Source organism: Rhizobium sp. BK512 (assembly GCF_014194915.1).
In the GTDB taxonomy this organism is placed as follows: domain Bacteria; phylum Pseudomonadota; class Alphaproteobacteria; order Rhizobiales; family Rhizobiaceae; genus Rhizobium.
Genome location: NZ_JACIAS010000001.1, coordinates 234,929 through 260,375, shown reverse-complemented (window position 1 = coordinate 260,375; position 25,447 = coordinate 234,929). Strand labels below are relative to the sequence as shown.

Annotated in this window: 26 protein-coding genes; 16 read left to right on the top strand and 10 right to left on the bottom strand. The window is 62.2% G+C overall.

What is annotated here, in order from left to right:
- Positions 1–35 precede the first annotated feature (35 nt).
- Positions 36–1,379: an NAD(P)/FAD-dependent oxidoreductase gene (locus FHX06_RS01370; RefSeq protein WP_183877781.1), complete on the bottom strand. Its 1,344-nt coding sequence runs from the start codon at positions 1,377–1,379 to the stop codon at positions 36–38.
- Between the two features lie 253 nt (positions 1,380–1,632).
- Between FHX06_RS01370 and FHX06_RS01365 the strand changes: the two genes are divergently transcribed.
- The 5 genes from FHX06_RS01365 (at position 1,633) to FHX06_RS01345 (ending at position 7,031) form a co-directional block, all read left to right on the top strand.
- Positions 1,633–2,367, top strand: coding sequence for a glycosyltransferase family 25 protein (locus tag FHX06_RS01365; protein ID WP_183877780.1), 735 nt, complete (start codon positions 1,633–1,635; stop codon positions 2,365–2,367).
- Positions 2,368–2,681: 314 nt separating this feature from the next.
- On the top strand, positions 2,682–3,824 hold the full coding sequence (locus FHX06_RS01360) for a glycosyltransferase family 4 protein (protein WP_312866392.1): 1,143 nt from the start codon (positions 2,682–2,684) through the stop codon (positions 3,822–3,824).
- Positions 3,802–4,734, top strand: a complete 933-nt coding sequence (locus FHX06_RS01355; RefSeq protein ID WP_183877778.1) for a glycosyl hydrolase family 43 — start codon at positions 3,802–3,804, stop codon at positions 4,732–4,734. The genes FHX06_RS01360 and FHX06_RS01355 overlap by 23 nt, the downstream gene beginning before the upstream one ends.
- Positions 4,735–4,851: 117 nt before the next feature.
- Positions 4,852–5,616 carry a sugar phosphate isomerase/epimerase family protein gene (locus tag FHX06_RS01350; protein ID WP_183877775.1) on the top strand — a complete coding sequence of 255 codons (765 nt, stop codon included), beginning with the start codon at positions 4,852–4,854 and terminating at the stop codon, positions 5,614–5,616.
- 170 nt (positions 5,617–5,786) lie between these two features.
- Positions 5,787–7,031, top strand: coding sequence for a glycosyltransferase (locus FHX06_RS01345; protein ID WP_183877774.1), 1,245 nt, complete (start codon positions 5,787–5,789; stop codon positions 7,029–7,031).
- Positions 7,032–7,044: 13 nt separating this feature from the next.
- On the opposite strand, the gene FHX06_RS01340 is transcribed toward FHX06_RS01345, so the two are convergent.
- Entirely contained in the window at positions 7,045–7,311 is a 267-nt protein-coding gene (locus tag FHX06_RS01340; RefSeq protein ID WP_018115229.1) for a hypothetical protein, read from the bottom strand.
- Complete coding sequence (locus tag FHX06_RS01335; RefSeq protein ID WP_113206027.1) at positions 7,308–7,547, bottom strand: hypothetical protein; 240 nt, start codon at positions 7,545–7,547, stop codon at positions 7,308–7,310. The genes FHX06_RS01340 and FHX06_RS01335 overlap by 4 nt, the downstream gene beginning before the upstream one ends.
- Positions 7,548–7,750: 203 nt before the next feature.
- Between FHX06_RS01335 and FHX06_RS01330 the strand changes: the two genes are divergently transcribed.
- Positions 7,751–8,152, top strand: a complete 402-nt coding sequence (locus FHX06_RS01330; protein WP_113147437.1) for a GFA family protein — start codon at positions 7,751–7,753, stop codon at positions 8,150–8,152.
- A gap of 432 nt (positions 8,153–8,584) precedes the next feature.
- On the opposite strand, the gene FHX06_RS01325 is transcribed toward FHX06_RS01330, so the two are convergent.
- Entirely contained in the window at positions 8,585–9,736 is a 1,152-nt protein-coding gene (locus FHX06_RS01325; RefSeq protein ID WP_183877772.1) for a calcium-binding protein, read from the bottom strand.
- Between the two features lie 701 nt (positions 9,737–10,437).
- Between FHX06_RS01325 and FHX06_RS01320 the strand changes: the two genes are divergently transcribed.
- From FHX06_RS01320 to FHX06_RS01310, 3 genes are all read left to right on the top strand, one after another.
- Entirely contained in the window at positions 10,438–10,614 is a 177-nt protein-coding gene (locus tag FHX06_RS01320) for a hypothetical protein (protein WP_018115235.1), read from the top strand.
- A gap of 329 nt (positions 10,615–10,943) precedes the next feature.
- Positions 10,944–11,246 (top strand): UBP-type zinc finger domain-containing protein, encoded by a 303-nt coding sequence (locus FHX06_RS01315; RefSeq protein ID WP_112969439.1) that lies wholly within the window; start codon positions 10,944–10,946, stop codon positions 11,244–11,246.
- A 10-nt stretch (positions 11,247–11,256) separates the two neighbouring features.
- Entirely contained in the window at positions 11,257–12,954 is a 1,698-nt protein-coding gene (locus FHX06_RS01310; protein ID WP_183877770.1) for an FAD-dependent oxidoreductase, read from the top strand.
- 7 nt (positions 12,955–12,961) lie between these two features.
- Here the strand turns inward: FHX06_RS01310 and FHX06_RS01305 are convergent, their stop codons facing one another.
- Positions 12,962–13,894 carry a LysR family transcriptional regulator gene (locus tag FHX06_RS01305; protein ID WP_112546936.1) on the bottom strand — a complete coding sequence of 311 codons (933 nt, stop codon included), beginning with the start codon at positions 13,892–13,894 and terminating at the stop codon, positions 12,962–12,964.
- A gap of 178 nt (positions 13,895–14,072) precedes the next feature.
- On the opposite strand from FHX06_RS01305, the gene FHX06_RS01300 reads away from it, so the two are divergent.
- Positions 14,073–15,236 carry a mandelate racemase/muconate lactonizing enzyme family protein gene (locus FHX06_RS01300; RefSeq protein WP_183877767.1) on the top strand — a complete coding sequence of 388 codons (1,164 nt, stop codon included), beginning with the start codon at positions 14,073–14,075 and terminating at the stop codon, positions 15,234–15,236.
- A gap of 17 nt (positions 15,237–15,253) precedes the next feature.
- On the opposite strand, the gene FHX06_RS01295 is transcribed toward FHX06_RS01300, so the two are convergent.
- The gene (locus FHX06_RS01295; RefSeq protein WP_312866390.1) at positions 15,254–15,832 is read right to left on the bottom strand and encodes a TetR/AcrR family transcriptional regulator; all 579 of its coding nucleotides are present in this window, start codon (positions 15,830–15,832) and stop codon (positions 15,254–15,256) included.
- A gap of 137 nt (positions 15,833–15,969) precedes the next feature.
- Here FHX06_RS01295 and FHX06_RS01290 point away from each other — a divergent pair, with 137 nt between their 5' ends.
- The 3 genes from FHX06_RS01290 (at position 15,970) to FHX06_RS01280 (ending at position 19,622) form a co-directional block, all read left to right on the top strand.
- The gene (locus tag FHX06_RS01290; RefSeq protein ID WP_183877765.1) at positions 15,970–16,683 is read left to right on the top strand and encodes an SDR family NAD(P)-dependent oxidoreductase; all 714 of its coding nucleotides are present in this window, start codon (positions 15,970–15,972) and stop codon (positions 16,681–16,683) included.
- Positions 16,684–16,862: 179 nt separating this feature from the next.
- A complete protein-coding gene (locus FHX06_RS01285) occupies positions 16,863–17,408 on the top strand; it encodes an AAA family ATPase (RefSeq protein ID WP_183846742.1) in 546 nt (181 codons plus the stop codon).
- Positions 17,409–17,804: 396 nt separating this feature from the next.
- The gene (locus tag FHX06_RS01280) at positions 17,805–19,622 is read left to right on the top strand and encodes an acetolactate synthase 3 large subunit (RefSeq protein WP_409564299.1); all 1,818 of its coding nucleotides are present in this window, start codon (positions 17,805–17,807) and stop codon (positions 19,620–19,622) included.
- Between the two features lie 58 nt (positions 19,623–19,680).
- Here the strand turns inward: FHX06_RS01280 and FHX06_RS01275 are convergent, their stop codons facing one another.
- A complete protein-coding gene (locus FHX06_RS01275) occupies positions 19,681–20,550 on the bottom strand; it encodes a Na+-dependent transporter (RefSeq protein WP_112546942.1) in 870 nt (289 codons plus the stop codon).
- 203 nt (positions 20,551–20,753) lie between these two features.
- Positions 20,754–21,395, bottom strand: coding sequence for a dihydrofolate reductase family protein (locus tag FHX06_RS01270; RefSeq protein WP_113147319.1), 642 nt, complete (start codon positions 21,393–21,395; stop codon positions 20,754–20,756).
- Between the two features lie 89 nt (positions 21,396–21,484).
- Between FHX06_RS01270 and FHX06_RS01265 the strand changes: the two genes are divergently transcribed.
- Positions 21,485–22,006, top strand: coding sequence for a winged helix-turn-helix transcriptional regulator (locus FHX06_RS01265; protein ID WP_183877763.1), 522 nt, complete (start codon positions 21,485–21,487; stop codon positions 22,004–22,006).
- 23 nt (positions 22,007–22,029) lie between these two features.
- Here FHX06_RS01265 and FHX06_RS01260 read toward each other — a convergent pair whose 3' ends face one another.
- On the bottom strand, positions 22,030–22,614 hold the full coding sequence (locus tag FHX06_RS01260) for a TetR/AcrR family transcriptional regulator (protein ID WP_183877761.1): 585 nt from the start codon (positions 22,612–22,614) through the stop codon (positions 22,030–22,032).
- A 158-nt stretch (positions 22,615–22,772) separates the two neighbouring features.
- On the opposite strand from FHX06_RS01260, the gene FHX06_RS01255 reads away from it, so the two are divergent.
- Complete coding sequence (locus tag FHX06_RS01255) at positions 22,773–23,531, top strand: SDR family NAD(P)-dependent oxidoreductase (protein WP_029616452.1); 759 nt, start codon at positions 22,773–22,775, stop codon at positions 23,529–23,531.
- 57 nt (positions 23,532–23,588) lie between these two features.
- Here the strand turns inward: FHX06_RS01255 and FHX06_RS01250 are convergent, their stop codons facing one another.
- Positions 23,589–24,488, bottom strand: a complete 900-nt coding sequence (locus tag FHX06_RS01250; RefSeq protein WP_183877759.1) for an SDR family oxidoreductase — start codon at positions 24,486–24,488, stop codon at positions 23,589–23,591.
- 97 nt (positions 24,489–24,585) lie between these two features.
- Between FHX06_RS01250 and FHX06_RS01245 the strand changes: the two genes are divergently transcribed.
- Complete coding sequence (locus FHX06_RS01245; protein ID WP_018115032.1) at positions 24,586–25,404, top strand: helix-turn-helix transcriptional regulator; 819 nt, start codon at positions 24,586–24,588, stop codon at positions 25,402–25,404.
- Positions 25,405–25,447 lie beyond the last annotated feature (43 nt).

Here is a 25,447-nt window from a genome sequence, read left to right as displayed (position 1 = left end):
CCTGCCCGGGCAAGGTGGCAGGCATTCGCGTCGGATCAGATCGCCGGTCCCGGCCGGATGCGGCTGCCGTCGGTGAAGCGCGCCAGCCGGAAGCGGTTGAGATCGTGGCCGGGGGCGTTGCCCTGGATCAGGTCGGAGACGACGCGGCCGATGCCCGGGCCGATACCGAAGCCATGGCCGCTCATGCCTGTTGCGACGAAGAGGCCGGCGATGGCCTCGGCGCGGTCGACGATCGGCACGATATCGGGCATGGCGTCGATCATGCCGGCCCAGCTCGCCTTCAGGCGCACGGTTCCGAACTGCGGGAAGAGGCGCTGGAAATCGCGCCTGATCGCTTCGAGGCTGGATTGTTCGGGGGCGGGGTTGAGCACGCGCATCCGTTCGAAGGGGCTTTCTGCATCCGCAGTCCAGTTGCGCGGGGTCGACCAGCTGTCCGGGAAGCCTTGGGGAGCCGCGGGCGAATAGCGTGTGCCGAACGGGTGAGCCATGAGCGCCGGCAGGTATTTCGTCACGTGGCGGAAGGCATCGGGGCCGAGATAGAGGCGATGGTCTCTCGGCGCCAGCGTGTAGCCGCCATCCTGCCTGCGGCGGAAGGCGACATCGGCCCCGGCGGCGGCACCTGCGTGGATTTCGGCCAGGGGCTCGGTTGCGGCAACGGTGGCGCGGACGGCGAGCTGCGGGATGGAGACGCCGTGTCTTCTCAGGAAGAGCGACGACCAGGCACCGCCGGCGACGAGCACGCTCGAGGTCTCGATGCGGCCGGCCTCGGTCCAGACGCCGCTCACCTTGCCCGAGGAAATATCAAGGGTTCGCGCCGCGCAGTTTTCGATAATCGTGACACCCAGTCGGGCGGCGAGCCGGCCAAGAGCGGGCACGGCGAGCCATGGTTCGGCGCGCATGTCCGACGGCGTCGTCATGGCGCCGGCGAATTTGCGGGACATGCCCTGGAAGAGGGAAGCCGTCTGCCCGCCATCGAGCAGGCGGGTGTCGAGATCGTAGGCGCTCGCGAGCTTCATGAAGGTCTCGAAGCCGGCCATCTCCTTGTCCGAGTTGGCGAGATAGGTGACGCCGGTCTTGAAAAGGCCGATATCCTCGCCGCATTCTGCCGCAAGCTCTTCCCAGAGGCGGCAGGCCTCGATGACGATGGGCAGTTCGTCCGCATCACGCCCCTGCTTGCGGATCCAGCCCCAGTTGCGCGAGGACTGCTCGGCGGCAATGCGGCCCTTCTCGATGAGCGTCACGGAAATCTTGCGCTTTGCCAGGAACAGCGCCGTCGAAACACCGATGACGCCGCCGCCGATGATGACGACGTCGGAGGTTTTCGGAAGAGGGCCGTGATGCTGGATAGGGTCGTTTAGCGAGAAGGGGAAGGCGGGCAAGTCATGCGTCCTGAAATGCTGTTCGATGGGGTATGAGTGCTAGAGGCTCCGCTCCCGCAATTCAAGCCGATGTCATTGCGGTCGCGGACTTGCTCCTGGTCGAATAACGAGAAATTCGTCACCAACATCGCTGTCATGCAACGACGACAGGTTGCATAGCCGGCGGGGGAAGTGCTAGGCGAACTTTCATGACGGGACGCCCGGCCTCGCGGAGGCTTGTGGCTGCCCTGGGCTGCAGAACCACGGTTGGGCGATGACGACCTGCATTTATGTGATCAATCTCGACCGCTCAACGGAGCGGTGGAATGCCTTGTCCGATCAGGCCGAAGCCTTGCAGTTCGATCTCATTCGCGTTGCCGGCGTCGACGGTCGGGAGGTTCCCGCGGATCAGCGCGTGGCCTGTGACGAGCGCGCCTTTCAGCGCAACAACGGCCGCACCATGCTGCCCGGCGAATATGGCTGCTACCGGAGCCATCTGAAGGTGCTCGAAGCCTTTCTGGAGACCGGCAAGGCCGCCTGCATCATCGTCGAGGACGATATCATTCTGTCTGCCGATCTCATCGCGCGTGCCGAAGCGGCAATCGCGGCGGTGCCGGGTGCCGATGTGATCAAGCTCTTCAACCACCGCATCGTCGGTTTCAGGCCGGTTGCCGCCTCGGCAGTCGGCGATGAGATCGGGCGGGCAACGCATGGTCCGCAGGGGTCGGCCGCCTGTTATGTCGTAACGCGGATGGGCGCCCTGAAGCTCCTCAAGGCGATCGGCACCATGCGGTTTCCCTGGGATGTCGAACTGGAGCGGGGCTGGGCGTCCCGGGCGCGGATCTACACGACCCGTCAGAATGTAGCCGTCGTAAAAGAGGGCGGCTCGAACATCGGGACACGGTCAGTCTACAGGGCCACCAAATTTCCCTGGTGGAGGCGATTGCCGACCTATGCGATCCGCATCGCCGAGACGGCCCGCAGGATCAACTACGCATTGAAAAAATAAGGCGCCCGGACCGGACCCGCTTTTCAGAGCGCGCAACCTCGCAATTGCTGGCAAGGTCGGTCACACGACTTTTTCTGGCACTTTGGCAGGCTGTTTTATCGGCGTTACAGTCGTGCGGGATACTGTCGCAATTTTTCAAGAATTAGTTCAGCGGGTTACCGAAAAAATGGTTATTCCGTGGCTAAAAGCTTACGATTCTGTATAGTTACGCAGTCTTGTTTGCGTAGGTTCTCCGATGTAGATCATCCTCGAAACCTATCGAGAAGTGTTTCGCCAACAACTCAACTCGGTCGGCTATCGGTCTGAGGTGTATTGTGAGCGCTCGAAAAGATTTCGTGGGTGAGTTGCGTCCGCGCGCCTATGAGGCTGTCGATACGGCAGCATCTCATAAGTTGAAAATCCTGCATGTCCTGTTCTCCTCCAGGGTCGCTGGATCGGAACGATATTGCGCTGATCTTGCCAACGGCCAGGCTTCCCTTGGCCACGAGGTTCACGTTGCGGGACGATACGGCTCGCCGATTGCCGGCCTGCTCTCGAAAGAGGTGGCTTTTCACGGTTTCGCTTTTCCGTTTCTGCGTGGCCCGAGGCTGCGGCGGCTGATGGATCGGGCAGGAATCGAAATTGCGCATGGGCATCTCAGCCACGGCTGCAAGGCGCTTGCCGCAGCGCGCGACAGTGTCACCAGGGTCGCGACCCTGCATGTCGGCTACAAGACCAGGCAGCATGCCGGCCTCGACGGAGTGATCTGCGTCAACACTGCCCAGTCGACGCGGCTCGGCACATTTGACGGTCAGTCGGCGCTGATTTCCAACTGGCTGCCCGATGTCAAATCTTCCGAGAGCATGGATCTGCGCGCGCAACTGAACTTGTCGCGCGGAACACGGCTTGTCGGCAGCGTCGGGCGTCTGCATCCCAGCAAGGGCTATGATGTGCTCGTGTCGGCCTTCCGGCGGTCGGCACCCGACAATGCCGTTCTCGTCATCGTCGGCGAGGGGCCGCATCGCGCCGCGCTGGAGAAGCTCGCGAAAGGCGACAGCCGCATCCACCTGCTCGGTCATTGCAACAATGTGCCGGGGTTCCTGCGCAACCTGGATCTCTTCGTCTCACCATCGCGAGAAGAGTCTGCAGGCCTTGCCATTCTCGAAGCCATGCACGAGGGGCTGCCGATCGTTGCCACGGCCGCCGAAGGCCCGTCGGAATATCTGCGTGAGCAGCCGGTGACGCTGGTCGCGCCCGGCTCCATCGATCAGCTGGCCGAAGCGCTTGCCGATGTCTTGCGGGAACAGCCCGTTGTCCGCCTGTCGCGCGTAGGCTACGACTTGGCTCCTTTCTCCCGTCCGGCAGGTATTGCGAATGTTCTCGATTTCTATTCCCGGCTTGCCCGCGCAGCCGCAGTGCCGGCTGTGCCCGACATCGATCCGCCGCGGTTGATCTATGCGTCTGAAGCCCAAGAGTGATTTCTGGCAGGTGGGCATCGTCCCGGCGCCCGCCGATACGCTGCTCGATGCCAAAGCCTTGGCGAGTTCTTCCGATCGCATCACATGGCTGCCCGATCCCGGACCGTGGCGATATCTTGCCGATCCCTTCGCAGTGAGGAAGGGCGATAGCCTGCACGTTTTCGTGGAGGCCTATGATTACCATACCAAGCACGGTTTCATCGAGCGCCACGAACTGGTGGGGCCGGACCTCAAATGGCGCGGCAGGGCGGTGGCGCTCACCAGGCCTTTTCATCTCTCCTATCCCTTCCTGATCGAACAGGATGGCGAGGTGCTGATGATGCCGGAAAGCCATAAGGCGGGGGAGGTCGCTCTTTACCGTGCCCGCTCGTTCCCGGATGACTGGGTGCGGGAAACGGTGCTGCTGACCGGTATGCCCGTTGCCGAGGCCTGCCTCATCGAGCATCAGGGCAAGTGGTGGATGTTCTACACGCTCGTCGGTGCCGGTGCGCGCGACCAGCGCGAGCTGCATATCGCCTTTGCCGATCGCCTGACCGGCCCGTGGAAGACCCATCCGCAAAATCCGGTTCTTGTGGATCGCTCCGGCGCCCGGCCCGGCGGCACGCCCTTTATCGGCGCCGAGGGTCAGGTCATCCTGCCGGTCCAGGACTGCAGCGTCAGTTATGGCGGCGGCCTGCGCTTCCTGCGCTTCAGCCTGCTCAGCGAAACGCATGTGACCTGCGCGCATCTGCCGGCGCAGTTGACGGGCGATCTCGCCACTGCCGACTACCCCGACGGCCTTCACACGTTTTCCGCCTGCGGGGACCTGACGCTGATCGATGTGAAACGCATCGACAGATCCTTCGGCCGCCATATCGTCAACCTGAAGCGCAAGCTGTCGCCGAAGCCCGCCCTGCCGGCATTGGGGTGATCTTGGCGTTTTGCCCTCGCAATCTGTCTCGACACAGGCGAAACTGTGCCCGGATTCGATTAAGGGAACGGTCAAGATGCCTTGCCGGCGAGGGCGACAGTGGTCTGGGGATGAGCGATGACGAAGCCGATGCTTTCGCTGCAGCTCTATTCTATGCGCGGTCTCGGAGATCTCGGCACGCAGCTTGAAAAGGCGGCGAGCGCCGGTTACGGCGCCGTGGAGCCGCTCGAGGGGCATCTGCGCGATGCCGATAATCTGCAGGCCGGACTTCTGAGGAACGGGCTTTCGGCGCCATCCGCCCATGTCGGGCTTGAGGCGTTGCGCAGCGAGCGGCAGCGCTTTGTCGATGCCTGCCAGCAATGCGGCATCGGGCAGCTTTTCGTTCCGCATCCGGCGCCGGCGATGGCTAGGGAAACGAAAGCCGCATGGCAGCGGATCGGCCACGAGCTCGGGTCGCTTTCGGAGCAGATGAAGGCAGAGGGCATCGTGCTCGGCTATCACAACAAGATGGCGGGCTTCGAGCGCACCATTGGCGGGCGCTACGGCTTCGAGCTGATGTTCGAGGCAGCCAGGGGCAGCCCGCTTACCTGGCAGGCGGATATTGCCTGGCTGGCGCGAGCCCAGCCCAATGCCATCGAATGGATCAGGCATTACGCGTCGGTGCTGGTCTCCGTGCATGTCAAGGATCAGGCACCTGACGATATGGACCCGGACGAGGACGGCTGGGCGAATGTCGGCTCCGGCGTGCTGCTCTGGCCGTCGCTCTGGCGAGCGGCGGTTGCAAGCGGCGCGCGGCTCTTCGTCGTCGAGCACGACAATCCGCGGCTGCCCTTCGAATTTGCGGCGCGCAGCTATGCCTATCTCAGCCGGTTCCTGACGTAGACCCGCCGGCCTTTCGCCGCCGCTCATCGCTGGAAATGTCGGGAAATTATGCAGCCGAGAACAATTATCATCCCTGCCATGCCTTTAGATATGGCGCAGGGGGGACTTGCGGCAAGACCCCGGTCGAGGCGTAGAACGCTTATCCTGATCAACAGCATCGGGAGAAGAGCATGCGTGTCTTGCTTTCCACATACGGGGCGCGCGGAGATGTACAGCCATTGGCGGCGCTGGCGGTTGCCTTGCAGAGACTTGGCGCAGAGGCGGTGGTCTGCGCGCCGCCGGATGCGGAGTTTGCCGGGCTGCTCGAGCGGCTCGGCGTGCCGTTCGAGCCAGCAAACACGCCCGTGCGGCAATGGGTGAGCGAGGTGATGAAGAGCGCCGAGAGCAATACGCGGGAGCGTTCGGCCGATGGCATTTCCGAACGCGCAGCCGGGATATTGGCGGGCCAGTTCGAGGCGCTTTCGGCAGTCGCGGAAGGATGCGATCTCATCGTCGCGGCGGGGCTGTTTCCCGCAATGGCGGCGGCACAGCTGGTGGCAGAGCGGGCCGGCATCGGCTATTTCGGGGCGACATTCTGCCCGATCTTCCTGCCGTCGCATCATCACAAGCCGCATGAATTCAAGGGCCGTCCGCATCCGCCCGGCGTGACCGACAACCGGGTCCTCTGGGACTATGATATCGAAACGAAGAATGCGATCTTCGGCGGGGCCTATAATCGGCTGCGCGCGTCGATGGGCATGGCGACGGTGGACAATGTGCGCGATCCGGTCCTGACACGCCGGCCGTTGCTTGCGGCCGATCCTGTGGTCGGGCCGCTGCTTGCGACGGATCTGATCGACGCGGTGCAGACGGGCGCCTGGATGCTCGATGACGACCGGCCGCTGCCGGCGGCTCTGGAAGATTTTCTCGATAATGGAACAGCGCCCGTCTATGTCGGCTTCGGCAGCATGCCGATGCATGCGCTGAAGGAGGCCTCGGGCGCCATCCTCGCGGCGATCCGCGCTGCAGGGCGGCGTGCGGTGCTGTCGCGCGGCTGGGCCGGGCTGGTGACCGATGATGGCGCGCGCGACTGCTTCCTCATCGAGGAGGCCAATCATCAGGCGCTCTTTCCGCGGGTTGCGGCGATCGTCCATCACGGCGGGGCTGGCACGACGGCGGCCGCTGCCCGTGCCGGCGTGCCACAGGTGGTTGTGGCGCAGATAGCCGATCAGCCCTATTGGGCGGGTCGCGTTGCGGCACTCGGCATCGGCGTCGCGCATGCGGGAACGATACCGACGCCGGAGACCTTCTCCGCTGCGCTTTCGGCGGCATTGCAGCCCGACATGCGCCAGCGCGCCGGGGATGTTGCCCCCACGATCCGAACCGACGGCGCGATGGTGGCGGCAAGGCTGCTGCTTGCCTCGGCCGACAGATAAGCGGGGATTGCGGTCAATCGCGTGGCAGCCTGCCGAGCAGCAGCTGGTTTCCCGTGCGGTTGCCGCAACCGCTGCATTTCAGGCGAAGGCTGATCCTCGCCAGCGATATGTCCTTGCCGTAGCGGTAGGCGAGCACGCGCCGGTCGATCCTCGTCTCGCGCTGACAGGCCGGGCATTGGGCTTGGATGACATACCATTGCGGCAGGGTGGCGAGCGTCTCCCTGTCGGTTGCGACCTCCTCATGGCTGGCGACGAGATCGATGCTGCGGCGGTGTTTCATGTCCGGTCAAGGGAGGAGCGCTCGAAGGAAGGCCGCCAGCCGCGGGTCATGCCCCGGCTGAGGGCGCCTTCGGCAAGCGCAAGCTGCTGGCGCAGGTGGCGACAGTCCTGCAGAAGCGTGGCGATAGCTGCCTTGGCATCCTCGTCGTGCCAGGAGAGCACTGCCTCGACCTCCCAGCTCAGGTCTTCGTTTGCGATGACATCACTATCGGTTTTGGGGGCCAATTGCGGACGCATGTTCTCATTCTCCTTGCAGAGCATTTCAGTTCCAGATTGTCGGGATGGCGGCCGCAGCGCCACGGATGTTCTTATTATGTTCTCATTTCAGAAGGAGTCAAGGCATGATCTGATTTGCAGGCGGCAAGGACGGAATTTGCAGGTGGCGCCCGATTGAGGCAGGATGGATCCTTCCAAACAGGCAGGGATCAAACGGTGCGCTGATGCTGGTCGGCTCATGTCATTGCGGCAAGGCGGGCTGGACGCTGGAAGGCGATCCGGGCTCGATCACGGCGTGCAACTGCACGCTCTGCCGGCGCTATGGAGCGCTCTGGGCCTATGATTACGAGGGCGAGCGGATCACCGTCAGCGGCGAGACCGGCTCCTATACGCGGACCGGCCGGGAGACTGCGTCGCTGGAAATATTGTTCTGTCCGACCTGCGCCTGCGTGCTCAGCTGGCGCGGCCTGAGGCTCAACAGGGATGGCCGCCGGCGGATGGCGGTCAACCTGCGGCTGGCGCCGCCGGATCTCGTTTCCGATCTGCCGATCGATCACTTCGACGGGCTGGAGACATTTGAAGACCTGCCCTCCAAGGGGCGGTGCGTGCGCGATCTCTGGTTCTGACGGTTCGGGGTTCTGACGGTTCGGGATGATTGCAGGCTGCCGATATCCCGATCTTCTTCAAATCGGGAAATGCCGCTGAAAGCGTTTGACGGAGTTGCTCTAGACCAGTCCATGGCCTCCGATAAAGAAGATCGCCGCACACAGGATCAAGATCGCGGCGACCGCATGGACCCGGGAAAAACCATGCCCATGGGTTGGAGCCTCTGCACCATAACCGAGACTACGATGGTCTTCTTCGAAATTTGACAGCAAATCGCGCATTTCATGCCCCCCAGCATCCGGCCTGAATCTTATTTGCCAGGCTCAAGGGCAGCATGCGCTCGTTCGCGCGATTTGGGCAGATCGCTAAAGGTTCAATCACCTTCCGGTGGATGCTCCATACCCTGCGAAAACAGCCGGTAAACCGGCCGTTTCCAGATGTGGGGCGTGCGGTCAGACGAGCAGGGAGCTGTTTGCCAGGACGTCGGTATTGTCGAAGAACGTCTTGTTCACGCCGATGAACGCGATGTCCTGGGCAGCATGGGTCGTGCCGGCGCCGTCGGCGTCGTAGGACAGAATGCCGGTTGCGGAATTGTAGATCAGCTCGGGGCCGGCCTTGGTTCCGCCGGCACCCAATTTGTTGACGATTTCGAAAGAGGCTGCGTCCACCACGCCGTTATTGTCGACATCGAGGCCGGCGAAGGCCGGGCCGAGGCTGATCTTGTCGTCCGAATCGAAGTCCCAGATGAAGTCCTTGCTGGCTGCGCCCATGTCATCGAAATGGAACGTGTCGGCGCCGCCCTTGCCGTAGAGGCTGTCATTGCCGGCACCGCCGGCGATGAGATTGCTGCCGGCATTGCCGGTGATCATGTTGGCAAGGTCGTTGCCTGTCGCATCGATATCCGCCGTGCCGTTCAGACGCAGGTTTTCGACAGGCCCCTGGTCACGCAGATCCACGCTGACCGTCGTCCAGATCGTGTCTACGCCGCCATCGGGAAGGGTGAGCAGCGGCCCTGAATAAACCGCGACGCGATCGCCCGTATCATCGAATATGTAGGTGTCGTTGCCAGTCGTTTCGAAGAAGGTATCGGCCCCGCCTTTGCCATCCAGCTTGTCGTCGCCTGCATTGCCGACCATCCGGTCAGCGAAATTCGAACCGATGACCGAGACATGCTCGACATCAGGTTCGATGAAGAACTGGCCTGCATAACTGCCGTCTGCGTGGGTCAGGGCCAGGATGGATGTGAAGGTGCCCGGCCCGAAATTCGTGAAATCGACGTCGAGAGCTCCCATCGGCTGAAAGTTCAGGTATGCGGAATCCGTTCCTGCGTTGCCGAAGAACGTGACGTCGATCTGGCCGGGAAAGTCATGAGGAGGGGCGAAGATCAGGGTGTCGTTATCCGCTCCCCCGAAAATATCGTTTGATGTTTCCAAGAGATCCGGCAAGTCGAAAGTCGACGTCGCGATGCGAAAGGTGTCGTTGCCTTCATCGCCGAGGTAAACATCACTGTTCTCGAAGATAAGTCCTGCCTCTGGGATTATTATAAGAGTAGAGTTCAGCGTGCGAAACACATCATCTCCAGCTGTGCCGTAAAAGGCGCTCATGCGTCTTCCTCCGATTGCTGTTAAATCCGGATATTGTTGAGTGCCTCCTGCCGGGGCAAGTGAAACTACAATGACATTCACGTACCTATTCTGGCCGGCACCCTAGCATGTGGCGAAGTAAATGGCTACCTTGGGTTGATCTGATTGACGGCCGGAGGCAGTTCGGTGATGGGCAAGATCGTTTAGGTAGCTTTGATCACCATCAGTGTCGTTCAGGGGCACGCCAGTCGATGATGGGGCTCGAGAGGACCGGGCGCTCGCGCCAACGGAGCGGCAAGTATAATTCTTTCGATGCTGCCCGTTTTATCCGGTCGGCCTATTTTTCCACCTTTTTGCTATGTGGGTGATAATAGTAAATCGGCTAACTTTGCGATATCTGTGAAAATAAGGACGTTATTATGTGCCTGGATGCACAGAATAATTCTGACGTTTTGGCTTAGTAAAAGCTGATTCCGAAGGGAAACGATGAGGATCTACTGTTTTATCATTGCACTTCAGCTCGGCCTGCTAATGTGGGTTGCGGCCTACTATAGCGTTCAGGGGCTTTATCTCTCGCTGAATGCTTCGCACTCCCAGACTGTTACCCTTGCTTCAGCCAATATCGCGGCGCTCCCCGGTGACGCCCGATGACGACGAGCCCGCACCGGCCGTAACGGCCCTGAAATCCGTGTCAAACAAAGAAACCTGAAAAAGACGCCACCGTGAGACCGCTGAATTCCCTCCTGATCGTCTATCTTGGCCCGCCGCTGATGGCAGCGGCGCTTCTTCTGTTCATGGTGTCATGGTTCGGCGACACGCCGTCCGACGCGCGGCAGGACACGGTGAGCAGCGTGCGAAAAGGCGGCAGGATCGGCAGTCACGTCGAAATGTTCCGGTAAACGGACGCGTCACGCCATCATCGACAGCGGAAAAACGAGAAGGGCCACCAAGTGGGGCCCAGCGACCCTTCTCCAGCTGGTAGGTGCAGCATCCAGCGGCGGCAAAATACAAGCAGTAGCTGTTTCCGATAGTGACCGCGGTCACAGCGCTGCAATATTTTCTAGCGGAAGATGAACTAACCGATCTCGCCTGCATGGCGGGCGCGGCCCTCTCGCTGCATATTGGCCGGCGAGGGGAACGGTTCTGCGCCTGGTTATGCTAGAGAAAATCGTCTTTTGATCTATCTTCCTCCGGCAGGCGCGAACTTCAAGAGAAAGAGGAGATGCAGATGTCGGTGTGCAAACATGTCGCAGCCGTTCGATCCGTCGAACCGAGGACGCTCGGCTGCGAGGAATGCCTGGAGGAGGGGCAGGAATGGGTCCATCTCCGGCTTTGCCGGGAATGCGGCCATGTCGGCTGCTGCGACCAGTCGATCGGGAAGCATGCGACGGCGCATTTCCATGCCACGGGACATCCCATCATCGAAGGCTACGACCCGCCGGAAGGCTGGGGCTGGTGCTATCTCGACGAGACGATGGTGGAACTGCCGGATCAGACGCCGCAGCGCGGCCCGATCCCGATCTATTATTGAGCGCGCCGAGATGAGCTCCGACAGTCTCGAAACCCGCCGTCACCAGATGTTTCCGGTGCTGAGCGCCGCGCAAGTCCAGATAGCCGGGCGTTTTGCCAGCAGTGGCCCGCATTCCTTTGCTCCCGGCGAGATCGTCTCGCAGATCGGCGACAGGCATTCGCCGGCATGGCTGATCCTTTCCGGCCGGCTCGACGTTTTCAGGCATGACGGCTTGTCGATGCCGGAAGCCCTGATCACGAGCCATGATGCAGGGCAGTTTTCGGGAGAGGTCAGCCAGCTTTCCGGGCGGCCGGTGCTTGCGGGCGGGCGTGCCGGGCCGGAAGGATGTGTGGCGCTGGCATTCGATGCTGCGCATCTGAAGGCTCTCATCATCGGATCGGCCGAGATCGGCGAGATCATCATGCGTGCCTATATCCTGCGGCGTGTGGAACTGATCAATTTCGGCGGCGCCGGCTCCGTTCTGATCGGCCATCCCGGAGAGCCCAATCTGGTTCGCCTGCAGGGCTTTCTGACCCGAAGCGGTTATCCACATGTCGTCCTCGATGCGGCCTCGGACCATGAAGGCCGGGGCCTGGTAGAGAGGCTTGGGATCCTGGCGAGCGAATTGCCGCTCATGGTCTGCCCCAGCGGCACGGTGCTCAAAAATCCGACCGATGCCGAAGCAGCCTGCTGCCTCGGCATAACACCGGAACTCGATCCGGAAACCGTCTATGATGTGGCGATCGTCGGGGCCGGCCCGTCGGGGCTGGCTGCTGCGGTCTACGCGGCATCGGAGGGGCTCAGCGTCATCGTCATCGATAACCGTTCGATCGGCGGGCAGGCCGGCAGTTCTTCCCGCATCGAAAACTATCTCGGCTTTCCGACCGGAATTTCAGGCCAGGCGCTCGCCGGCCGCGCCTTCAATCAGGCGCTCAAGTTCGGAGCGGAGATCGCCTTGCCGCTTGATGTGAACGAGCTCATTCCGGCCCCGGCCGGCAAACGCAGGACCGACCCTATGGTCCTGCGGATTGACGGGGACAGGGCGGTCAAGGCACGGACCGTCGTCATTGCCTCGGGCGCCAGGTATCGCAGGCCCGATATTCCCGACATAGCGCGCTTCGAGGGCGCCGGCATTTCCTATTGGGCATCCGCGATCGAAGCCAAACTCTGCGAAAACGACGATATCGCGCTCGTCGGCGGCGGCAATTCGGCCGGCCAGGCGATCGCATTCCTTGCGCCGCGGGTGCGGCGTCTCCACCTGGTGATCCGCCGAAGCCTGGCCGAGACCATGTCCACCTATCTCATCGATCGCATCGCGGCGCTGCCGAATGTGGAGATGCATCTCGGATGCGAGCTGACGGCGCTGTCGGAAGACCCGCATGGCCGGCTGGCGGCAACCATCACTGAGCTCAGGGCGCAGTCCGAGAAGAACTTCGATCTTCGCCGCGTCTTCATGTTCATCGGCGCCGACCCGAATACCGACTGGATCAAGTGCCGCATCAAGACGGATGACAGGGGCTTCATCAGGACCGGTACGACCTTCAGCCCTGAGGTCGAAGAGGAGCTCGGAAGGCGCGCCCTGCAGCTGGAAACCAGTCTGCCGAACGTCTTTGCGATCGGCGATGTCCGGGCCGGTTCGACGAAGCGGGTAGCGGCCGCCGTCGGCGAAGGTGCTGCCGTCGTCAGCGATATTCATGCGGCGCTGAGACAGGCGCCGCTCATGAAATGAGCCGGAGTCATGACGAACCACGATGGGCGGCTTGAATGCCAGCCTTGCCTTGAACGAGGTTCCAGAAGCTCTCGGCAATATCCGTCATGCGCGCCCTTGGCCTGATCAGCACGATCCTGACCTCGACCACCCAATCCGCCGATCCGGCTGAGGTCAGTCTTCCAGCCGGTCCCATCTCATCCGCCGCCAGGCTCTCCGGTATCCAGGCCACACCCTTTCCCTCGATCGCAAGTGCCTTCAGCGCCATTGCCAGATGCGAGGTGAAGACCGTTGAGAATTGCAGCGAAGATGTCCTGGCGGAAAGGGCGGATGACAGGATGCGGCCCATGCCCGACGTTTCCTCGAAGGCAAGATGGGGGACAGGGCGATCCGCGATCTCCGAAATGCTGTGGAGCGGCCGGCCATCCCGGTCCCGTGCGCTGACGGGGATCAGGCGGTCGGTCGCAAGCTGCACCTGCCTGTAGGCGTTCATGTCGAGACGGATTCTGCTGTTTCGATGATCGTGGCAGAGCAGGAACTGCGCACGCCCCTCCATCATGATCCGCTCGCATTCGTTCATATTGTCGGAGAGGAGGCGGATGGGCATCGTCGATGCCTCGTGGCCGAGGCCTTGAATCCAGCCGGGAAAGAAGATGAACGACAGTGCGTGGGTGGCGGCGAAGGTCACCGTCGAGGTCGCCGCCCGCATCTGTTCGATTTCGCTGATGGCCCGCTCCAGACGGGCGGTGACATCATCGGCCGCTGCCAGCATGGCTTCGCCCGCGGGGGTCAGCTTCAGGCGGTGCGTGGACCGATCGACGAGTTCGGCGCCGCACCAGTCCTCCAGCGATTTGATGCGGCGGCCGAACGCGGGCTGCGTGATATGGCGCTTTTCGGCGGCGCGCGAAAAGTTCAGGGTTTCCGCGAGTGCCTTGAGGTCGGCAAGCCAGGCCGTTTCCACTGATGTCGATCCGCTTTTGGTGATGCTTTGATGGCATTAAAGAAATGGCATCCTGTCGATTATTTCAAGCAATTTCGAGATTCTCTATGCCGCTTCGGCATTGAAAGAGCCCGGATCGGCATTGGACGACAGGGCGCCTGTCTCCTAGAACATCAGCATCTGAAGAATGGAGACTGCCATGCGCATCATCGATGTCCGCGAAGTGACGAAGCCGATCGCTTCGCCGATCCGCAACGCCTATATCGATTTCAGCAAGATGACGACGAGCCTTGTCGCCGTCGTCACGGATGTCGTCAGAGACGGGCGGCGCGTGGTCGGCTACGGCTTCAATTCCAATGGGCGATACGGGCAGGGCGGGCTGATCCGCGAGCGCTTCAGGGACCGTATCCTGGACGCGGCACCCGACAGTCTCGTCAACGATGCCGGCACCAATCTCGATCCGCAGCGGATCTGGGCAGCGATGATGAAGAACGAGAAGCCAGGCGGCCATGGCGAGCGTTCGGTCGCTGTCGGCACGATCGACATGGCGGTGTGGGATGCCGTTGCCAAGATCGAGGGCAAGCCGCTCTTCCGGTTGCTGGCGGAGATGAAGGGCAGGCAAGCCGATCCCAGGGTCTTCGTCTATGCCGCCGGCGGATATTACTATCCCGGCAAGGACAATAGCGCGCTGCGCAAGGAGATGCGCACCTATCTCGACCGCGGCTATACCGTGGTCAAGATGAAGATCGGCGGCGCTTCGATCGACGAGGATCGCGGCCGTATCGAATCCGTGCTCGCGGAAATCGGGCCTGAGGCGCGGCTTGCCGTCGATGCAAACGGGCGTTTCGATCTGGAAACCGGCATCGCCTATGCCAAGATGCTGCGCGACTATCCGCTCTTCTGGTACGAGGAAATCGGCGATCCGCTCGATTATGCGCTGCAGGCGGCGATATCGGAATTCTACGATGCGCCGATGGCGACGGGCGAGAACCTGTTCTCGCATCAGGATGCCCGCAACCTGCTGCGCTATGGCGGCATGCGCGCCGACCGCGACTATCTGCAATTCGACTGCGCGCTGTCCTATGGGCTCGTGGAATATCTGCGTACACTCGATGTGCTGCGTCAGTTCGGCTGGTCGCCCTCACGCTGCATTCCGCATGGCGGCCACCAGATGTCGCTCAACATTGCGGCCGGCCTCGGCCTTGGCGGCAACGAGAGCTATCCGGATCTCTTCCAGCCCTATGGCGGATTCCCGGATGGGGTAAAGGTCATCGACGGCCACATCACCATGCCGGAACTGCCCGGCATCGGCTTCGAAGGCAAGTCGGACCTCATCAAGGTCATGCGGGAGCTGGCGGAGTAGGATGCAGGCGGGCGATTTCAGGCCGCAATTCTCGCGGCAGCCAGATAGGTGCAGAACATCAGCCTCAGCTGCGTCTGCAAACCGCCGTCGATGAGCAGTTCCGACATGTGGCGGTCGAAGACGTTGCGAACGGTGCCGCAGAGCACGTTCAGCATCATCACGTTGACGGTGGCGAGATTGTCGAACTCTGCGTCCGAGGCGGTGGCGAACATGGCATGGCTTGCCGCTTCGATGCGTTGCGACATCGCCTCGACGATGCCGGCGACATCGATCTCAGCGGCGGCGCGGTAGAGGGCGATCGTGACGTCGCGGCGCTCGATTTTCACCTCGATATAGGTGCTGACGAGGGCATCGGCCATCTCGGCATAGCGCGCGCCGCGATGGGCGAGGCAGGCGGCTTCCACGCGTTCGGCCAGCATCGTCAGGTAGCGCTCGTTGACGGCGTGGAACAGCGCCTGCTTGTTCGGAAAATACTGGTAGAGGGAGCCAACGGAGACGCCGGCTCTTTCGGCGACCCGCGTCGTCGTCAGGTCACCCGGACCGTCCGCTATCAAAACCTGAATCGTCGCTTCGAAAATCGCCTCGACGGTGTTCACCGACCGCGCCTGACGCGGTGATTTGCGGGCATTTGCGGCTGATATCTGCGCGGAAACCATATGCGAATTCAAAACCTGAAGAATCCTTCTTATTTTCAATCTGCGCGCACCGATCGAGATTTTCAAGGAACTTCAGGATGAACAGCACTGGACGTATCGCGCTCGTGACAGGCGCAAACAAGGGAATTGGATATGAAATCGCCAGACAGCTCGCCCGATCAGGCGTGTCTGTTTTTCTCGGCGCACGCGATGCCGGGCGCGGCCAGGCCGCGGCGGATGACCTCGCCGGGCAGGGGCTCGACGTATCGTTCATCCGGATCGACGTCTGCGATGCGGCAAGCATTGCTGCCGCCGCCGCGGAGATCGATGCGCGGCGCGGACGTCTCGATATCCTCGTCAACAATGCCGGCATTGCCGACTACACGGACGGCGCTCCCGGCAAGGCCTCGCTCGATGCCGTGCGCAGCGAACTGGAGACCAATTTCATCGGGGCGCTCGCGGTGACGCAGGCGATGCTGCCGCTTTTGCGCAAGGCCAAGGCCGGGCGCATCGTCAACATGACCAGCAGCCTCGGCTCCCTGACGCTGAACGGCGATCCGAGCTGGCCGTTCTATGGCGTGCGGCTCATAGGCTACAATGCGTCGAAGGCGGCGCTGAACATGCTGACGGTCCAGCTCAATGCGGAGCTCACCGTATCGGCTTGCCCCGGCCTCGTGGCCACCGACCTCAGCGGCCATCGCGGCGACCGGACGCCATCGGAGGCTGCGGCATTTCCGGTGCGAATGGCCTTGCTTCAAGGGCAGGACCTGAAAGGCATTTGCCAGAGCGAGCAGGGCGCCATCCCCTGGTGACGGCCTTCTCGTTGGCAGTTGACGGAAAGCGTGTCGGCCGCTGACGCATTGTGTGAGCAAGTTCAGAGGGATAGAAATAGGCACATAGGTGGTGGCCGGCTCTCATCAGTCGAGGCGTGAGGCACGATGTCAAACGCGGAGGTTCGTCGCCGATCAGGATCGCAGGAGGCGGGTTTCGGATGGTGATGTCCTATCGGCAGGCAGTGGCTGCCGCCGAAGATCTGGTGCGGACCGAGCCGCGGATCGTGTTCATGATGTGCGGTTTGGCAGGTTCCGGCAAGACGACCTTTGCGCAGCGGCTGGAGGCGCTCGGATGTGAGCGTTTCTCGATCGACGAAGAGGTCTGGCGGCATGACGGGCGTTTTGGCGTCGATTATCCGGAAGCTGCCTATGCCGATCTGCAGGCCGCCGCCGAAACGCGGCTGCGGCTCCGCCTTGAAGACCAGCTCATGCGCGGCACCAAGGCAGTGATCGATTTTGCCTTCTGGAATGGGGCGGCTCGCGCCCGCTACCGTGGGCTTGTCGAAGCTCGGGATCACCGGTGCCGCATCATTTATCTTCAGGTGGACGAGGCGATTTTGCGCGACCGCTTGAGAGAACGCTCGGCACGGCGTGATGCAAATGCCGCGTTTCCGATAACGGACGAGCTGCTCGCGAAATATATCCAAGGCTTCGATATTCCGAGCGAAGAAGAGGCCTGGATCGTGCAGGCGACATTCGATTGAGAAAGCCTCCCTGCGAGGGCGCGACGAAAGCCGCGCCCTCAAAATGTCAGGCATCGATCGCGACCGCCGTCCGATATGCATGAGGTGGACGCAGGTATCGGATGATCTAACCGCTGGCGTTGGCACGGCATGCGGGCAGCGACAGCAACGGATATTGCTCAGCCGGTCCCATAAGCAATAGGGCAGGCAGAGATGCGATTGACGGACCGCAAATTTGCGGTTAGCTCTTACGCCCATGAAAATCGCAATGGTTCTCGTCGTGGTGATATCGCGCATGGGCAGGACGGTGTAACCGTCCGGCATCAGCCACCCATGCGCCGAACACAAGGTCCCTGACGGGGCCTTTTTTTGTGCCCCGTCGCAACCCAATCACCCTATCAACGACGGAAAATTGCTATGACCGGCGATAAGGCCAGCTTTACCCAAAATTCTCCCAATCCTTCTTCTTTCGGCCCCCTGATGAACGGCGGCGAGATCGTGCTGCGGGCGCTGCGCGACAATGGCGTCGAGCACATATTCGGCTATCCGGGCGCTGCCGTGCTGCCGATTTATGACGAGATCTTCCAGCAGGACGAGATCAAGCACCTGCTGGTGCGGCACGAGCAGGGCGCGGGACATGCCGCCGAGGGTTATGCGCGTTCGACCGGCAAGGTCGGCGTCATGCTGGTCACATCAGGACCGGGTGTCACCAATGCCGTCACCGCGCTGCAGGATGCGCTGATGGATTCCATTCCGCTCGTCTGCCTGACCGGGCAGGTGCCGACGACGCTGATCGGCACGGATGCCTTTCAGGAATGCGATACAGTCGGCATCACGCGGCCCTGCACCAAGCATAATTTCCTCGTCGATCACATCGACGATCTCGCAAGGACCATCCATCTCGCCTTCAGGATCGCGACGTCAGGCAGGCCGGGGCCGGTTCTGGTCGACATGCCGAAGGATGTGCTGTTTGCGAGCGGGCTCTATGTCGGGCCGCAGGAGGTTTCGATGCCTGCGAACTATAAGCTACCGATATCCGGCGATCAGGAGGCGATCGCTGCCGCGGTCAGGCTGATGGCGCAGGCTGAGCGGCCGGTCCTCTATACCGGCGGCGGCGTCATCAATTCCGGGCCGGAGGCCTCGCGCCTGTTGGGGGAACTGGTGGAGCTGACCGGCTTTCCCATCACCTCGACGCTGATGGGGCTCGGCGCCTATCCGGCGAGCGGACCGAACTGGCTGAAGATGCCCGGCATGCACGGTTCCTATGAGGCAAACATGGCGATGCATGATTGCGACCTGATGATTGCCATCGGTGCGCGTTTCGACGATCGCGTCACCTCGCGTGTCGACAGGTTTTCGCCGGGGTCGAGGAAGATCCATATCGATGTCGATCCATCCTCGATCAACAAGAACGTATCCGTCGATATCGGCATAACCGGCGATGCGGCCGATGTGCTGCGGGAGATGATCGAAACCTGGCGGGCGCTTCCGGCCCGACCGGAGCGCGGGCGGCTGGATGCCTGGTGGGGCGAGATCGAGCGATGGCGGACGCGAAACTCCTTTGCCTATGAGATGCGCCATGATGCGATCATGCCGCAATATGCGCTGGAGCGGCTGCATGCGCTGACGACCGATCTCGACCCTATCGTCACCACCGATGTCGGCCAGCATCAGATGTGGGCGGCACAGCTCTTCGGTATCGAAGGGCCGAACCGCTGGCTCACCTCGGGCGGGCTCGGCACGATGGGTTATGGTCTGCCGGCGGCGATCGGCGCGCAGATCGCCCATCCCGGCCGGCTGGTCCTCGGCATCGTCGGCGATGGCTCGGTGCAGATGACGCTGAAGGAGCTTTCGGCGGCCATGCAGCACCAGGCGCCGGTCAAGATCTTCATCCTCAACAATGCGCAGCTCGGTATGATCCGGCAATGGCAGCAGATCCTGCATGGCAACCGGCGGGACAGATCCTACTCCGCCTCGCTGCCCGATTTCGTCAAGCTGGCGGAAGCCTATGGGGCCGTGGGCCTGCGCTGCGAGAGGCCGGAGGAGCTGGATGAGAAGATCCGCGAGATGATCGCCACCGACCGGCCGGTTCTCTTCGACTGCCGGGTCGCGGCGCTGGAAAACGTCTATCCGATGGTCCGCAGCGGCCGGCCGCATAATGACATGCTGTTCGGCGAGGATGTCAGCGCGGCGGAAGCGGAGGGCGAATTCGGCTTCAGCCAGGGGCTGGTCTGAGCCTGCCGCGGCATCGGCCGGTGTCGAGTGCATCGGCCGATGCGCCTGCTGGAGGATACTACGTGTCGAGGCTTTCGGCAGGTGCCTCGTTGACTCGGGCGAATTTCAGATAGGGTATCGCGACGAGCGCGGCGATGAAAACATGCAGCAGCACCACTGCCACCGCCGCCTTCTCGTCCGGAAAATTGTAGGCGGCAATCGCCATCGCGACGCCTGGATGGCGCGCGCCCGTCGCCAGCGCCAGAACCACGCGATCGTGGGCATGCGGCCCGCCCATGGCGTGGCCGACCAGCAGCCCGAACGCGGTAAAAAGTGCCAGAGACAGGATGAGCCCGTTGCCGACAAGCGCCCAGGTCGCAGGCAGCGTCACGATGAGGACCGGCACAGCCGCCAGAATGAGCAGGGCGGTTCCGAGCCGTGCGATCGGTTGCACGAACTGCCGCGCAACGACCGGGGCAAAGCGCTCGACCATCATCCCGAGCACGAGCGGCAGGATGACAGAGACGAGGACGATCGGCACGACACGGATGGCAGGCATCTGGTAGCGCTCGCCAAGGACGACATCTGCCAGTGCGATGGCGAGCGGAACGAGCACGACGGCAAGAAATGACGCCGTGACGCAGAGGCTGATCGCGTAGGAAGACGTCCCGGCCGCTTTACTCTGCCTTATCGTCAGGATCGGTGGAACCGGCGCCATTGCAAGGCCGATGAGGGCAATCTTGAGCGGCAGGGGCAGCGGAAAGAAGAACGCGGCCGCGAGGGCGAAACCCAGCATGACGATGTTCATCGACAGGATGGATTTGAACAGCAGGACCGGGCGGGCGAGCAAGTAGGTGACGTCGCTGAACGTTGCCCGTAGCCCGAGCGCAAAAACGATCAGGAACAGGCTGGCCTTCAGAGTGAGCGTGACAAAATCCGCAAATGTCATTGCTGCTCTCCCGGCCGGATTGATCGTGCGCGGTTTTGACCGTGCGGATCGATCGGTAGGGAAAAACAGCGGGCTGCGGAAGTACGTTACGGTAAATGCCCGGTAACGGCGGCTTCGCGCCTGTAATGCCTGCCGCGGTCCTGCAAAAAAAACCGGACGCTCGATCGCGCCCGGCGGATGCTCCGGTGATAGTCTCTTGCGCCCTATTTCGACAGCACGACATGCGCCGCCAGTTCCGTCATCTCGTGGGATCTGACGGAGAAGCCGAGTGCGGGCAGATCGATACCTTCGAACATGGCTTCACCCTTGCCGAGAACAACCGGGGAGATGGCGAAATGCATCTCGTCGACCAGGCCGGCCTTCACATATTGCCTGACAGTACTGACGCCGCCGCCGATCTTGATGTCCTTGTCACCGGCTGCGGCCCTGGCTTTTTCCAGTGCCTCCTCGATGCCGCCGGTGACGAAATGGAAGGTGGTGCCGCCTTCCATGACGATGGGCTCGCGGGCATGGTGGGTGAGGATGAAGGTCGGCGCGTGGTAGGGCGGGTTCGGCCCCCACCAGCCTTTCCACGCGTCGTCCGGCCATTCGCCCCTGATCGGGCCGAACATGTTACGGCCGAGGATGAAGGCGCCGAAGCCGGTATTGCCGGTCGAGGCATATTTCTCGTCGGTGCCGGTGGAGCCGTCATCCTTGCCGATCATGGCGCGGAAGGTGCGGGTGCCGAAGAACCACTGGTGCAGTTCCATGCCGCGCTTGCCGAGGGGATTTTCAAGACTCTGGTCCGGACCTGCGCCGAAACCATCCACCGAAAGGGAAAATGCAGCAACGCGTACACGTGCCATGTCAGCCTCCATCTGATTGCATATTGAAATCAGTTGTCTTGTCGCATGACCGATCCTATAATGCAACTGGTTTTCTCACGGAGTCGAATATGGATATCGAGATGCGGTCGGGCTGCCCGATCAACCTGACGATGGAGGTGCTGGGCGACCGATGGAGCCTTGTCATCATCAGGGATATCATGTTCGGCAATCGCCGGCACTTTCGCGAGCTCCTGACGCAATCGGAGGAGGGCATCGCTTCCAATATCCTGGCGGCGCGTCTCAAACGGCTGATGTCCTGCGGGCTGATCACCAAGCTCGACGATCCCTCCCACAGCCAGAAAGCGATCTACAGCCTGACGGAAGCCTCCATCCAGCTCGTGCCCATGTTCGCGATGATCGGCGCCTGGGGGCGGCGGTTCCTGCCTGTGAGCGAGGATCTGAGCATCCGCGCCGAGCTGCTGGAAGAGGGCGGGCAGAAGCTGTGGGACGAGTTCATGGAGGACCTGAGACGGATCCATATCGTGGACCCGATCGGCGGGGCGAATGGATCCGTCAAGTCGCCGGTCCTGGCGCGGCTGACGGCGGCCTTTCTGGACGTGCGCGCCCGTATGGATGCGGCGGCGGGATAGTTTTCGGCTATCGGGCTTCAGGGCTATTTCGTCGGCCATGTAGACAGCGCCTGATCGGCGATGGCGTTCAGCATCTCGCGGCTGAAGCCGGCCTTGGCCTGCACGGCCATGCCGTGGGTCATAGCCAGGATGAAGGCGGCCAGCGTTTCGGGGCTGGCGGTTTCCGGCAGGTCGCCTTCCGCTCTGGCGCGTTCGAAACGTTCCTGAATATCGGCCTGGCCGGCGGCGCGGAAATCGATCAGCGCCTGGCGCACCGGCTCGGTCTCATCCGATCCGGCCATGGCGCCATTGATGCCGAGGCAGCCCGTATGGTCGGGGAAGCGGGTGTTCAGTTCGATGGCCTTGTAGAGGATGTGGGCGGCGACCTCGCGTGAGGTCGGCAGTTTCAGCGCCACCGGGAGGTAATCCAGATAGCGCTCGGAATAGCGGTCCAGCGCCTTGCGGAAGAGGGCTTCCTTGTTGCCGAAGGCGGAATAGAGGGCGGGGCGCTCGATGCCGGCGGCCTCCGTCAGGTCAGCATAGGACGTGCCTTCGTAGCCCTTGCGCCAGAAGAGGCACAAGGCGGAATCGAGCACTTTTTCCACGTCAAATTCGCGATGGCGTCCCATCAGGTCAGTCCGGTCAATTTCATAACGACCGTTATTAAACTACTTGACATGCGTTGTCTACATTTCATACCAATCGTTACTGTAACGGTCGTTACGAAAAAATGCACAGCCTGCCGATGACGGCAGGCGGGCGCCTGGACGGGGTAGAAAGGACACTCATGTCTCAGATTTTGAAGGGAAAGGTCGCTCTCGTGACCGGTGGTTCGCGCGGACTTGGAGCGGCGACGGCGGAAGCGCTGGCCGATCAGGGCGCTGATGTTGCGATCAGCTACGTGGCTTCGGCCGGGAAGGCGGAGGCTGTGGTCGAGAGGCTGCGGGCGAAGGGTGTGCGGGCTCTGGCGATCCAGAGCGACCAGGCCGATACGGCCGCTGCCAAACCGCTGATCGACACGGTCATTGCCACTTTCGGCAAGCTCGACATCCTCGTCAACAATGCGGCGATCGCCGTGCAGGGCAAGACGGTCGATGATCCCGAACTCGACGTCGTCAATCTCGACCGCCAATGGCAGACCAATGTGCTGGGGCCGGTGTCGGTGACGCGGGCGGCGGCTCCGGTGCTGTCCGATGGCGGCCGGATTCTCTTCATCGGTTCGCTGTTCGGTACACGCGTGCTGGTTCCGGGTGTCGCCGATTATGCCGGTACGAAGGCCGCGCTCATCGGCTATGCGAAGGGTGTGGCGCGCGATCTCGGCAGGCGCAACATCACCGTCAACGTCGTCCAGCCCGGCGTGATGCCGACCGACATGTCCGTCGAAGCGCTGGGAGACACCGTGCCCGACGCACTTCTCGACCTGCATCCCATCAGGCGCATTGCGACGCTTGAGGAGGTTTCCGCGCTCATCTGCCATCTGGCGGGGCCGCATGGCGGTTACATGAGCGGCGGCGTCATCGATGTCGCCGGCGGGCTTGGGATCTGACGACCAGGAACGCTCTGCACCTGCGGGACTGAAAGGCCCCGCAGGTGCATTTGCGGCTCAGGCTGCGAGAGCGCCATAATCCATCGCGTCGAGATCGGCGATCAGGCCGGGTCCGACCGGGTTCCATCCGAGGATCCGGCGGGTCTTTGCGCTGGAGGCCGGGAAGTCGAGGCCGGCGAAAATCGCCATCCAGCCGAAATGCTCGGCCGCCTTTTCCGGCGCGACCGAGATGACCGGCAGCTTCAGGCCGCGGCCGAGGGCTTCCGCAATCTCGCGGGTGGCGATGCCCTCTTCGGCAACGGCATTGTAGCGGGCGCCCGATACCGCTCTTTCGATGGCAAGCCGGTAGAGGAGGGCAACGTCCAGCAAGTGGCCGGCCGGAAAGCGGTTGCGGCCTTCGCCGACATAGCCGACGGCGCCATTCCGCCGGGCGATTTCGATGAGCGGGGAGACGAGGCCCTGCTTGAACGTGTTGTGGACCTGGGGAAGGCGCATGACCGAGACGTTGACGCCCTGGTCGAGAAGCGCATTGCCGGCCCGTTCGGACGCGATGCGCGGGTTGGGATGCTCGTCGTTGAAGACGTCCTCGCTCGCGGGTTCGCCGAGATGGGCATTGCCGATGCCGGTGCCCGAGGTGATGAGCAGCGGGCGGTTGGAGCCCTTCAGCGCCTCGCCCATGGCGGCAATGACGCGGCTATCCTTCTGGCAATTCTCGACGAAGCGGGAGAAATCATGGTCGAAGGCCGTATGGATGACGGCATCGGCCTTTTCGACGCCGCGACGGACAGTCTCGGGTTCTTCCAGCACGCCCTTGTAAGCTTCGACGCCTGCCTCTTCGAGCGCTTTGGCGCCGGCGTCCGAGCGGGTCATGCCGATGACATGATGGCCTGCCTGCAGGAGTTCGGGGACGATGGCCGAGCCGATGAAGCCGGTGGCGCCGGTGAGGAAAATGCGCATGTTGTGTCTCCTTATTGCGATGAAGCCCACTATTGCGCTATGTTTTATGCTGTTAAAGTAGTGACGTTATCCTATTATAATGGCTAACAGGAATACTATGAGCACTGACGTCAACTCCCTCGGCACCTTCCTTCGCGACCGCCGCTCGCGCCTCGATCCTGCTGTATTCGGTTTTTCCGGGCGCCGGCGCACGCCGGGCTTGAGGCGGGAAGAGGTGGCACAGCGCGCCAATATAAGCCCGACCTGGTACACATGGCTGGAGCAGGGGCGGGGCGGAGCGCCATCGGCCGACGTCCTTGATAGAATCGCCAGTGGCCTGATGCTGACCGAGCCGGAGCGCGAGCATCTCTTCATCCTCGGCCTCGGCCGGCCGCCCGAGGTGCGCTACCGTGCAGTGGAGGGCATCAGCCCGCGCCTGCAACGGCTTCTCGATACGCTTGAGGTGAGCCCGGCGCTGGTGCGCACGGCGGCCTGGGATATCGTGGCGTGGAACCGCGCGGCCACCATCGTCATGACCGACTATGGCAAGCTTGCGCCTGATGACCGGAACGTCTTGCGCCTGCTGTTCTCCAATCCCGGCGTCCGCAACGTCCAGCACGACTGGGATGCCATGGCGCGTTTCGTCGTCGGGGCCTTCCGGGCGGATGCTGCGCGGGCGGGGGCGACCTCGGAAATAGCAGATCTGGTGGAGGAGCTTTGCCGCACGAGCGCCGAGTTCAAGCGGATCTGGGAGGAGAACGAGGTGATCGCCCATGGCGAAGGAACCAAGCGGCTGAGGCATCCGGTTCTCGGCGATATCGAGCTTGAATATTCCGGCTTTGCAATCGACGGCAGGCCGGATCTCAACATGGTCGTCTATAATCCCGTCGATCCGGATCTCGCCGAGCGTATTCGCAGCCTCGTCCGCGCGGTCTGATTTATATGGAATAAAACGGAGTATTGGCTATCTGTCGAAGATT

What these genes read in the sequence shown, in the direction of transcription:
- FHX06_RS01245 (WP_018115032.1), top strand. Translation starts at nt 24,586, where the DNA reads ATGAGCACTGACGTCAACTCCCTCGGCACCTTCCTTCGCGACCGCCGC.
- FHX06_RS01315 (WP_112969439.1), top strand. Translation starts at nt 10,944, where the DNA reads ATGTCGGTGTGCAAACATGTCGCAGCCGTTCGATCCGTCGAACCGAGG.
- FHX06_RS01335 (WP_113206027.1), bottom strand. Translation starts at nt 7,547, where the DNA reads ATGCGTCCGCAATTGGCCCCCAAAACCGATAGTGATGTCATCGCAAAC.
- FHX06_RS01365 (WP_183877780.1), top strand. Translation starts at nt 1,633, where the DNA reads ATGACGACCTGCATTTATGTGATCAATCTCGACCGCTCAACGGAGCGG.
- FHX06_RS01330 (WP_113147437.1), top strand. Translation starts at nt 7,751, where the DNA reads ATGCTGGTCGGCTCATGTCATTGCGGCAAGGCGGGCTGGACGCTGGAA.
- FHX06_RS01255 (WP_029616452.1), top strand. Translation starts at nt 22,773, where the DNA reads ATGTCTCAGATTTTGAAGGGAAAGGTCGCTCTCGTGACCGGTGGTTCG.
- FHX06_RS01310 (WP_183877770.1), top strand. Translation starts at nt 11,257, where the DNA reads ATGAGCTCCGACAGTCTCGAAACCCGCCGTCACCAGATGTTTCCGGTG.
- FHX06_RS01350 (WP_183877775.1), top strand. Translation starts at nt 4,852, where the DNA reads ATGACGAAGCCGATGCTTTCGCTGCAGCTCTATTCTATGCGCGGTCTC.
- FHX06_RS01260 (WP_183877761.1), bottom strand. Translation starts at nt 22,614, where the DNA reads ATGGGACGCCATCGCGAATTTGACGTGGAAAAAGTGCTCGATTCCGCC.
- FHX06_RS01265 (WP_183877763.1), top strand. Translation starts at nt 21,485, where the DNA reads ATGGATATCGAGATGCGGTCGGGCTGCCCGATCAACCTGACGATGGAG.
- FHX06_RS01250 (WP_183877759.1), bottom strand. Translation starts at nt 24,488, where the DNA reads ATGCGCATTTTCCTCACCGGCGCCACCGGCTTCATCGGCTCGGCCATC.
- FHX06_RS01345 (WP_183877774.1), top strand. Translation starts at nt 5,787, where the DNA reads ATGCGTGTCTTGCTTTCCACATACGGGGCGCGCGGAGATGTACAGCCA.
- FHX06_RS01340 (WP_018115229.1), bottom strand. Translation starts at nt 7,311, where the DNA reads ATGAAACACCGCCGCAGCATCGATCTCGTCGCCAGCCATGAGGAGGTC.
- FHX06_RS01270 (WP_113147319.1), bottom strand. Translation starts at nt 21,395, where the DNA reads ATGGCACGTGTACGCGTTGCTGCATTTTCCCTTTCGGTGGATGGTTTC.
- FHX06_RS01275 (WP_112546942.1), bottom strand. Translation starts at nt 20,550, where the DNA reads ATGACATTTGCGGATTTTGTCACGCTCACTCTGAAGGCCAGCCTGTTC.
- FHX06_RS01280 (WP_409564299.1), top strand. Translation starts at nt 17,805, where the DNA reads ATGACCGGCGATAAGGCCAGCTTTACCCAAAATTCTCCCAATCCTTCT.
- FHX06_RS01355 (WP_183877778.1), top strand. Translation starts at nt 3,802, where the DNA reads ATGCGTCTGAAGCCCAAGAGTGATTTCTGGCAGGTGGGCATCGTCCCG.
- FHX06_RS01290 (WP_183877765.1), top strand. Translation starts at nt 15,970, where the DNA reads ATGAACAGCACTGGACGTATCGCGCTCGTGACAGGCGCAAACAAGGGA.
- FHX06_RS01300 (WP_183877767.1), top strand. Translation starts at nt 14,073, where the DNA reads ATGCGCATCATCGATGTCCGCGAAGTGACGAAGCCGATCGCTTCGCCG.
- FHX06_RS01325 (WP_183877772.1), bottom strand. Translation starts at nt 9,736, where the DNA reads ATGAGCGCCTTTTACGGCACAGCTGGAGATGATGTGTTTCGCACGCTG.
- FHX06_RS01285 (WP_183846742.1), top strand. Translation starts at nt 16,863, where the DNA reads ATGGTGATGTCCTATCGGCAGGCAGTGGCTGCCGCCGAAGATCTGGTG.